Origin of the sequence: Variovorax stachyos, assembly GCF_051400855.1 — a bacterium.
GTDB lineage: Bacteria > Pseudomonadota > Gammaproteobacteria > Burkholderiales > Burkholderiaceae_C > Variovorax.
Genome location: NZ_JBLFFN010000015.1, coordinates 119524 through 129665 on the forward strand (window position 1 = coordinate 119524; position 10142 = coordinate 129665).

General features: G+C 70.0%; 5 protein-coding genes. 4 read left to right on the forward strand and 1 reads right to left on the reverse strand.

Annotated features, from left to right (window positions below):
• The first annotated feature begins 11 nt into the window (after positions 1–11).
• From ACMGEZ_RS22965 to ACMGEZ_RS22980, 4 genes are read left to right on the forward strand one after another with little or no spacing between them, the layout of a single operon-like run.
• Positions 12–728, forward strand: a complete 717-nt coding sequence (locus ACMGEZ_RS22965) for a mechanosensitive ion channel family protein (RefSeq protein ID WP_436824589.1) — start codon at positions 12–14, stop codon at positions 726–728.
• Positions 725–2914, forward strand: coding sequence for a glycogen debranching protein GlgX (gene glgX, locus ACMGEZ_RS22970; protein ID WP_436824590.1), 2190 nt, complete (start codon positions 725–727; stop codon positions 2912–2914). Before ACMGEZ_RS22965 ends, glgX begins: the two co-directional genes overlap by 4 nt.
• Positions 2911–4761, forward strand: coding sequence for a malto-oligosyltrehalose trehalohydrolase (treZ, locus tag ACMGEZ_RS22975; protein WP_436824591.1), 1851 nt, complete (start codon positions 2911–2913; stop codon positions 4759–4761). The genes glgX and treZ overlap by 4 nt, the downstream gene beginning before the upstream one ends.
• Positions 4754–9883, forward strand: coding sequence for a malto-oligosyltrehalose synthase (locus ACMGEZ_RS22980; protein WP_436824592.1), 5130 nt, complete (start codon positions 4754–4756; stop codon positions 9881–9883). The genes treZ and ACMGEZ_RS22980 overlap by 8 nt, the downstream gene beginning before the upstream one ends.
• A gap of 48 nt (positions 9884–9931) precedes the next feature.
• Here the strand turns inward: ACMGEZ_RS22980 and ACMGEZ_RS22985 are convergent.
• On the reverse strand, positions 9932–10142 hold a 211-nt coding region (locus ACMGEZ_RS22985), incomplete at its 5' end, for a hypothetical protein (protein ID WP_436824593.1).

Sequence of the window (10142 nt, forward strand, 5' to 3'; positions counted from 1 at the left end):
AGAAAAGCATCATGGAAAGCTTCGGAATCCACCTGGAGCCCTTGCGGGCCATCCTGTTCCAGATCGGCGCCTTCCTGCCGCGGCTGCTCTTCGCGGTGGTGGTCGTGATCGCCGGGTGGCTGCTCGCCAAGCTGGCGCGCTTCACGGTGGTGAAGGCGCTGCACGCCGTCAACTTCAACGTGCTCACCGAGCGCGCCGGCCTCGACGGCTTCCTGCGCCAGGGTGGCATGCGCTTCGACACCACCGGCATATTCGGCGTGCTGGTGTACTGGCTGGTGATCCTCGCCTCGCTGCTGATCGCCTTCAACGGCATGGGCCTCACCTACATCAGCGACCTGATCGGCAAGGTGATGTGGTTCGTGCCGAACGTCTTCGTCTCGCTGCTGGTGCTGGCCTTCGGCTCGTACTTCGCGCGCTTCGTCGGCGATACGGTGACTGCCTACGGCCGCAACATCAAGCTGCAGGATGCGGTCTTCCTCGGCAAGCTGGCGCAGTACGCGATCATGGTCTTCGTGGTGCTGATCGCGCTCGACCAGATGAAGGTCGGCGGGGACATCGTGCGCGAGAGCTTTCTCGTGATCCTGGCCGGCGTGGTGTTCGCCCTGGCCCTGGCCTTTGGCCTCGGCGGCAAGGACTGGGCGGCCGAGCGAATCGAGCAGTGGTGGCCGCGCGAACACAAGGACAGGGACCCCATCGACCGGCTCGACGAGCGCAAGTTTCGCCGATGAAAACCAACGACCTGATCACCGCAGTCTGGCCCGGCCGTCCTTACCCGCGCGGCGCACACTGGGATGGCGAAGGCGTCAACTTCTCGCTCTTTTCGCAGCACGCGACCAAGGTGGAGCTGTGCATCTTCGACGACAAGGGCCGTCACGAGCGCCACCGCATCACCATGCCCGAGCGCACCGATGACATCTGGCATTGCTACCTGCCCGAGGCACGGCCGGGGCTGGCCTACGGCTATCGCGTGCACGGCCCGTACAAGCCCGAGGAGGGACATCGCTTCAATCCCAACAAGCTGCTCATCGACCCCTATGCCAAGGACCTGGTGGGCCAGCTGCGCTGGAGCGACGCGCTGTACGGCTACACCGTGGGCAGCAAGCGCCAGGACCTGTCCTTCGACCGCCGCGACAGCGCGCCGCTCATGCCGAAGGGCCGGGTGCTCGAGCCCGCCTTCACCTGGGGCGAAGATCGCCCGCCGCGGATCGCGTGGCAGGACATGGTCATCTACGAGATGCACGTGCGGGGCTTCACGATGACGCATCCCGACGTGCCGCCGCAGCTGCGCGGCACCTATGCCGGGCTGTGTTCCGCGTCGGTGGTCGACTACCTCTGGCGCCTCGGCGTCACCACGGTCGAGCTGCTGCCGGTTCATGCCTTCCTGAACGACCGCCACCTCGCGGAGAAGGGCATGCAGAACTACTGGGGCTACAACACGCTGTGCTACTTCGCGCCCGAGATGCGCTACAGCGCTTCGCAGAAGGTCAAGGAGTTCAAGACCATGGTGAAGACGCTGCATACCGCCGGCATCGAGGTGATCCTGGACGTGGTCTACAACCACAGCTGCGAGGGCAACCAGATGGGGCCGACGCTCTCGATGCGCGGCGTCGACAACGCCTCCTACTACATCACCAACGGCGAGAACCGGCGCTTCTACGACGACTTCACCGGCTGCGGCAACACCGTCAACCTCGAGCATCCGCGCGCCCTGCAACTGGTGATGGACTCGCTGCGCTACTGGGTCGAGGAGATGCATGTCGACGGCTTCCGCTTCGACCTCGCCTCGGCGCTGGCGCGCGAGTCGGGCAAGGTGGAGGACCTGGGCGGCTTCTTCGACGCCATGCGCCAGGACCCCACGCTGAACCGGGTGAAGCTGATCGCCGAGCCCTGGGACCTGGGCCATGGCGGCTACCGCGTGGGCAACTTTCCCTACGGCTGGGCCGAGTGGAACGACCGCTACCGCGACGGCGTGCGCGCCTACTGGAAGGGCGACGGCGGCAAGCTCGGCGACTTCGCCCAGCGCCTGACCGGCTCGCAGGACCTCTACGGATGGTCCGGAAGGCATCCTAACTCCAGCATCAACTTCGTCACCGCGCACGACGGCTTCACGCTGCACGACCTCGTCTCCTACAACGAGAAGCACAACGAAGCCAACGGCGAGGACAACCGCGACGGCAACAGCCACAACCTGTCGTGGAACTGCGGCGTGGAGGGCCCGACTTCGGAACCGGCCGTGCTTGCGCTGCGCGCGCGCCAGATGCGCAACCTGATGGCCACGCTGCTGCTGTCGCAGGGCGTGCCGATGCTGCTGGCCGGCGACGAACGCGGCCACACGCAGAACGGCAACAACAACGCCTACTGCCAGGACAACGAAAGGACCTGGCTGGACTGGAGTCCCGATGAGGAGCGCGAGGCATTGACGACCTTTGTCCAGCGCGTCATTGCCCTGCGCCGCATGCACCCCTCCTTTCGCCGCCGCGGCTTCTTCACGGGCCAGCCGCCGCCGGGCAGCACGGTCAACGACGTCTGCTGGCTGCGCCCCGATGGCGGCGAGATGACGCCCGACGACTGGAACGACGGCGAGGCGCGTGCGCTGGCCATGCTGGTGTCGGGTCTCGGCATCACGGACTTCGGGCCGCGCGGCGAGACCGTGCGCGACGACGACTTCCTGCTGCTCTTCAGTGCCCACCACGAGGACCTCGATTTCGTCCTGCCTACGAAGGGCGAACCCTGGTACCTGCTGCTCGACACGGCAACCGGGGTCTTGCCGCCCGAGGAAGGCCACGTGGGCACCCACCCCAACTTGTCGCATCCGTGGGCCGAGCCCCACTACCGGCTGCCGAGCCGTTCCTTCGTGCTCATGACCCGCACGGCCCGGCAGAGCTCCCAACCACCTGCGGAGGCTTCAGCATGAATCACGTTCACGCCATGCCCTTCGGTGCCACCCTGCTGGACGGCGGCGGGGTGCGCTTCGCGCTGTGGGCGCCCGCCGCCGAGCAGGTGGTGCTGGAGCTCGGCGCGGAGCCGTCCTCGCATCCGATGCTGCGCGACGCCGAGGGCTGGCACCGGCTGGACCTGCGCGAGGCAGGGCCCGGCGACGCCTATCGCTTCCGCCTGCCCGACGGCCTGCGGGTGCCCGACCCGGCCTCGCGCTTCAATCCCGAGGACGTGCACGGTGCGAGCCGCGTGGTCGATCCGGCCGCCCACGCCTGGCAGCACGACGACTGGCGCGGCCGCCCGTGGGAGGAAGCCGTCGTCTACGAGCTGCACGTCGGCACCTTCACGCGCGAGGGCACCTTCGCCGCGGCCCGGGAGCGGTTGCCGGCGCTGGCGCAGCTGGGCATCACCGCCATCGAACTGATGCCGCTCGCCGATTTCCCCGGTCAGCGCAACTGGGGCTACGACGGCGTGCTGCAGTTCGCACCCGATGCGAGCTACGGCGCGCCCGAGGAGCTCAAGGCGCTGGTCGACGCCGCCCACGGCCTGGGCCTGATGGTGCTGATCGACGTGGTCTACAACCACTTCGGACCGGAGGGCAACTACCTGCACGCCTACTGCCCGCAGTTCTTCAACCCGAAGCACCAGACGCCCTGGGGGTCGGCCATCAACTACGACGGCGAGAGCGCGCGCACGGTGCGCGACTTCTTCATCCACAACGCGCTCTACTGGGTCGAGGAGTTCCGCTTCGACGGCCTGCGCATGGATGCGGTCCACGCCATCCACGACGACTCGGCGCTGCATATCGTCCACGAGATCTGCCAGGCGCTGCGAAGCGGCCCCGGCCGCGAAAGGCATGTGCACGTGGTGCTGGAGAACGATGCCAACCAGGCCTCCTTCCTCGCGCGCGACGAGCTCGGCCTGCCGCTTGGCGCCACCGCGCAGTGGAACGACGACCTGCACCATGCGGCCCATGTGCTGGCGACCGGCGAGACCGACGGCTACTACGCCGACTATGCCGACGACCCCGTGGCGCAGTTCGGCCGCGCGCTGGCGCAGGGCTTCGTGTACCAGGGCCAGCCCTCGGCCTTCCGCGGCGGCGAGCGGCGCGGCGAGGACGCGAGCCGGCTGCCGCTGGGCGCCTTCGTCTCGTACCTGCAGACGCACGACCAGGTCGGCAACCGCGCCTTCGGCGAACGCATCCAGGCGATCGGCGACATCGCCCTGGTGCGCGCCGCGTGGACCTGCCTCGTGTTCTCGCCCCACGTGCCGATGCTGTTCATGGGCGAGGAGTTCGAGGCCTCCACGCCCTTCCAGTACTTCTGCGACTTCGGCCCCGAGCTGGCGGCCGCCGTCTCCAAGGGCAGGCGCGAGGAGTTCGGCCGCTTCGCGGCCTTCGCCGACGAGGCGGCGCGTGCGCGCATTCCCGATCCCAATGCCGAGTCCACCTTTCTCGCCTCCAAGCTGCGCTGGGAGGAGTGCGACGACCCCTTGCACGAGGCCTGGCGCATCCAGTTGGGCGAGATGCTGGCGCTGCGCCGGCAGCGGCTGGTGCCCCTGCTCGCGCGCCAGTGCGGCCCGGGGCGCTTCGAGGTCGAAGGCGGCCTGCTGCGCGTCGCGTGGACGCTGGCCGACACGACACGCGGCGAGGACGGGCCGCGCCTGCACGTCGCGGCCAATTTCGGCGATGCACCGGTCGACGGCATCGCGCCGCCGGCGGGAGAGACCCTCCATGCCAATGCCGTCGAGCGCGACGGCAACGGTGCCCTGCGGCTGGCGCGCGGCGCCGTGCTGGTGACGCTGCAGGAGCCCGGCCTTGGCTGAAGCGGGGCACGACGGCGGATCGGAAGCCATCGCCCGGCTCTGCGCGCACTTCGGCATCGCGCTCGACTACCACGACATCTGGGGCGCGCACCGGCCGGTGCCGCGCGAGACCCTGCTTGCGCTGCTGGCCGAGTTCGCCATGCGGCTGCACGACGACGCACAGGCCGACGCGCTGCTGGAGGCCGAGCGCAGGGCCAGCTGGTCGCACGGTTTGCCGCCGGTGCGGGTGATCCGGGCCTCCAGCGCAGACTGGGTGCTGCCCCTGCGCATGCCCGCGTCGATGGCGCTGCTGCGTTGGCAGCTGTCGGACGAGGACGGCGCACAGCAGCAGGGCGAGATCGACGCGGTGGCACTGCCCGAAACCGCCTCCATCGAGATCGACGGCGCGCGCTGGTGCGAGCGCCAGGTGCCGTTCGCCCGCAGCCTGTCGATGGGATACCACCGGCTGCGCATCGAAGGGCTGGACGGCGAGACCCTCCTCGTCAGCGCGCCCGAGCGCTGCTGGCGCCCGGCCGCGCTGCGCGACGGCGGCCGGGTCTGGGGCCCGGCGCTGCAGCTGTATGCACTGCGTTCGCGGCGCAACTGGGGCATCGGCGACTTCACCGACCTTGCGCACTTCATCACGCAGATGGCGCCGCGGGGCGCAGACATCGTCGGCCTCAACCCGTTGCATGCCCTGTTCCCGCACAACCCGGCGCATGCGAGCCCGTACAGCCCGTCCTCGCGGCGCTGGCTCAACGTGCTCTACATCGATGTCGAGGCCACACCGGACTTTGCCGACTGCGAGACCGCGCGCCGCCTGGTGGGCTCGCTCGAGTTCCAGGGCCGGCTTGCGGCGCTGCGCGAGCTGCCGCTGGTGGACCATGCCGGCGTGGCGCGGGCGAAGTTCGAGGTGCTCGAGCTGCTGTTCGCGCACTTCCGCGCCTGCCACCTGTCGGGGGACGGCAGCGAGGCACTGGACGACAAGGGAGCCGCCCTCCTCGAATTCGTCGCCGAAGGCGGCGAATCGCTGCGGCGCCATGCGTTGTTCGAGGCGCTGCAGGCGCACTTCCATGCGGCCGATGCGGCGGTCTGGGGCTGGCCGGTCTGGCCCGAGGACCATCGCGATCCCGGGAGCCCCGCGGTGGAGGCGTTCGCGCGGCAGCAGGCCGAGCGCGTCCGGTTTCACCAGTACCTGCAGTGGCTGGCCGCAGGCCAGCTCGCGCGTGCCAGCGCGCATTGCAAGGGGCTCGGCCTGGGCATCGGCCTGTACCTCGACCTCGCGGTGTCGAGCGACCGTGGCGGCTCCGACGTCTGGAGCGAGGGCGCGCTGTTCGCCGCCGAGGCGAGCGTGGGCGCGCCGCCGGACGAGTTCAACCCCAGCGGCCAGGGCTGGGGACTGCCGCCGCTGCGGCCCGACCGCCTGCGCGCCGAGGGCTACCGCTTCTTCATCGACACGCTGCGCGCCAACATGCGCCATGCCGGCGCGCTGCGCATCGACCACGTGATGGGGCTGATGCGGCTGTTCTGGATTCCGGGGGGGCGCACCGCACGCGATGGTGGCTACGTGCACTACCCGGTCGAGGAGATGCTGGCCATCGTCGCGCTCGAGAGCCAGCGCCACCGCTGCCTGGTGATCGGCGAGGACCTCGGCACCGTGGCGCCCGAGATGCGCGAGGCGCTCGCGCGCTTCGACATCCTGTCCTACCGCCTGCTGTTCTTCGAGCGCGAGTCGGATGGCGCTTTCAAGCCGGCCGCAGCCTACCCGGCGCAGGCACTGGCGGCCGTCGCCACGCACGATCTCCACACGCTGGCGGGCTGGTGGAGCGGCGAGGATCTCCGGCTGCGCCTGCAGCTCGGGCTGATCGCGGACGAGCCGCAGCTCGAGCAGCTGCTGCTCGATCGCGCCCGCCAGCGCGTGCAGCTGCTGCTGGCGGTGCGGCACGCCGGCCTTCTGAGCGCGGAGGAGGTCGCGCAGGCCAGCAGCGAGTCGCGCCTGTCGCCGCGCATGGTCGAGGCGGTGCATGCCTTTCTCGCCGAGGCGCCTGCCTTGCTCATGATGGTCCAGCTCGAAGATGTGCTCGGTGTCGTCGAGCAGGCCAACATGCCCGGCACCACCCACGAGCAGCCCAACTGGCAGCGCAAGCTGCCGGCCGACCTGCAGGCGCTGGCCACGAGCGGGGAAATGGATTCGCTCGCGCGCACGCTGTCGCGCCTGCGCCCGCGCCCGCTCGCGATGGCACTGCCGCAGCGCGCCTCGATGCAGGCGCGCATCCCGCGTGCCACCTACCGGCTCCAGTTCCACAAGGGCTTCCGCTTCGACGATGCGATCCGCGTGCTGCCCTATCTCGCCCGCCTGGGCATCAGCCACGTGTACTGCTCGCCGATCCAGCGCGCCCGCGCCGGCAGCATGCACGGCTACGACGTCGTTGCGCACGACCAGGTCAACCCGGAGCTCGGCGGGCGCGAAGGCTTCGAGCGCTTCGTCGCCGCGCTGCGCGTGCACGGCATGGGTCAATTGGTGGACCTGGTGCCCAACCACATGGGCGTGATGGGGGCGGACAACGCCTGGTGGATGGACGTGCTGGAGAACGGCCCGGCCTCGCTCTACGCCCAGCACTTCGACATCGACTGGCAGCCGCTCAATCCCGAGCTCGCGGGCAAGGTGCTGGTGCCGGTGCTGGGCGACCACTACGGCGACGTGCTCATGAGCGGCGACCTGGTGCTGCGCTTCGAGGAGGCCAGCGGCAGCCTGGCCGTGTATTACTTCGAGCATCGCTTCCCGCTGGCGCCCGACAGCTATCCGCGCGTGCTGGCCAGCGCAGCGTCGCAGCTCGAGGAGGCCGCGCTCGCAGCGCAGCTCGCGGGCATTTCCTCGGCCTTCGGCCGGCTGCTGGGGCGCGGCGCGAGCGACGACGCCGCGCGCGCCGAGCAGGCGCGCGACAAGGAGCTGCTCAAGACCCAGCTGGCGCAGCTCGCCGCGCGCCAGCCTGCCGCTGCGCGCGCCATCACCGCGCGCGTGGCCGAGCTCAACCTGCCGAGCGCGCGCGACGAGCTGCATGCGCTGATCGAGATCCAATCCTGGCGCCTCGCCTACTGGCGCGTGGCCGCGGACGACATCAACTACCGGCGCTTCTTCGACATCAACTCGCTGGCCGGGCTGCGGATGGAGCGCGAGGAGGTGTTCGAGGCCACGCAATCCTTCGCGCTCGACCTGGCGGCGGCCGGCCACGTCGACGGGCTGCGCATCGACCATCCGGACGGCCTGTACGACCCGACGCGCTACTTCCGGCAACTGCAGGAAGGCTATGCACGGCGCGCGGGGCTGGTGCTGGCCGAGCGCGACGACGACGGCCGGCCGGCGCGGCCGCTCTACGTGGTGGCCGAGAAGATCAAGGCCGAGGACGAGGAAGTGCCCGGGGAGTGGCACGTGCACGGCACCACCGGCTATCGCTTTGCCAACGTGGCCAACGGCGTGCTCATCGACACTGCCGCGGCAGAGAAGTTCGAGAAGATCTGGCGCAACTTCACCGGCCTGCGCGACAGCTTCCTGAGCCTCGCACGCGCCGGCAAGCGCGACATCATGCGCAGCGCGCTGGCCTCGGAGCTGACGGTGCTGTCCACCGAGCTGCTGCGCATCGCGCGCGCCGACCGGCGCACCCGCGACTACACCTTCAATGCGCTGCAGCGTGCGCTGGGCGAGGTCGCGGCCTGCCTGCCGGTCTACCGCACCTACATCATCGAGGCGCCCTCGCAGCAGGACGAGCGCTTCATCACCTGGGCCACGCGCGAGGCGCGGCGCGGCAGCCAGGAGGCGGACGTCTCGATCTACGACTTCGTGCAGCAGACCCTGCTCGGGCGTGCCGTGCCCGATGCCGACGAGGCCTTGCAGCGCCGCGTGCTGCACCTGGCGATCCGCTTCCAGCAGTTCAGCGCGCCGGTCACGGCCAAGGGCGTGGAGGACACCGCCTTCTACCGCTACTTTCCGCTGAGCGCGCTCAACGAGGTGGGCGGCGAGCCGGCGCGCTTCGGGATGACGGTGGAGCAGTTCCACGAGGCCAGCGCCGACCGCGCGCGGCACTGGCCGCACACCATGCTGGCCAGCTCCACCCACGACAACAAGCGCTCCGAGGACGTGCGCTGCCGCATCGACGTGCTGTCGGAGATGCCGGGGACCTGGCGGCTGGCGCTGCGGCGCTGGCGCGCGCTGACGCGCGGGATTCGCCGGAAGCTGGAAGCCGACGGCGCGCCGTCCGGCGCTCCTTCGTCCACGGACGAATACCTGCTCTACCAGACCTTGCTCGGCACGCTACCCGCCGAGGGGCTCGACGACGGCACCCGCGAGCCCTACACCGAGCGCATCGTGGGCTACATGCAGAAGGCGGCGCGCGAGGCGAAGCTCCAAACCCGATGGACGAACCCCGACGAGGCCTACGAGCAGGCGCTGGAAGGCTTCGTGCGCGCGGTGCTGAGTCGCGAGGCCGACCCGCGCTTCGTCGACGACCTGCAGACGCTGGTCCGCACGCTGTCGTGGTTCGGGGCGCTCAACAGCCTCTCGCTCACGCTGCTGAAGTTCGGTTCGCCCGGCGTGCCGGACGTGTACCAGGGCAACGAGCTGATGGACCTGAGCCTGGTCGACCCGGACAACCGGCGGCCGGTGGACTACACGCTGCGCGTGCGCTGCCTGGACGAGCTCGAGGCCATGGCCCGGGTCGACGACCTGCCGGCCCGCGTCGCCGCGCTGGTGCCTGCTGCCGCCGCCGATGGACGCGCCAAGCTCTGGGTTGGCTGGCGCATGCTGTCGCTGCGCCGCGAGCAGCCCGCGCTGTTCCGCGAAGGCGACTACCGGGGACTGGAGGTCGAGGGCGCGAAGGCCGCGCACGTGGTGGCCTTCATGCGCCGGCATGAGGACCGGGTGCTGGTGCTGATCGCGGCGCGCCTGTTCAGCTCGCTTGCCGCCATGGGCGAACCTCCGCTCGGCGAAGTGTGGGAAGACACGACAGTGCGCCTGCCGGATGTGCCCGAGGGCACGCGCTTCGAGAACGTGCTGACGGGCGAGACCTTGGTGGTGCATGAGGGTGCGGTTCGCATCGCGGCCGCCTTCGCCCATTTTCCGGGTGCGGCCTTGTGGGCCAAGGACTGAGGCATCGGCGCTGCACCGGCTTGTGCGCCCTTCGCCTTTGCCAAATGGCTACCAGCGCACCTTGATCCCGACGGACCCGCTCAGGGAGCCCTTCACGCGCGTGTCTCCGCCGGAGGCCCACAGCTTGCCCACTTCGCCGTAGAGGCTGGTCGATTCGCTCAGCCCCAGCGTGGCGCCCGCGGCCAACTCCGTCGAGGTGCCGCCCCTGCTGCTCGCGATGGCGGTGCTGGCCGCCGGGTTGACGAAGCGCGCGACATCG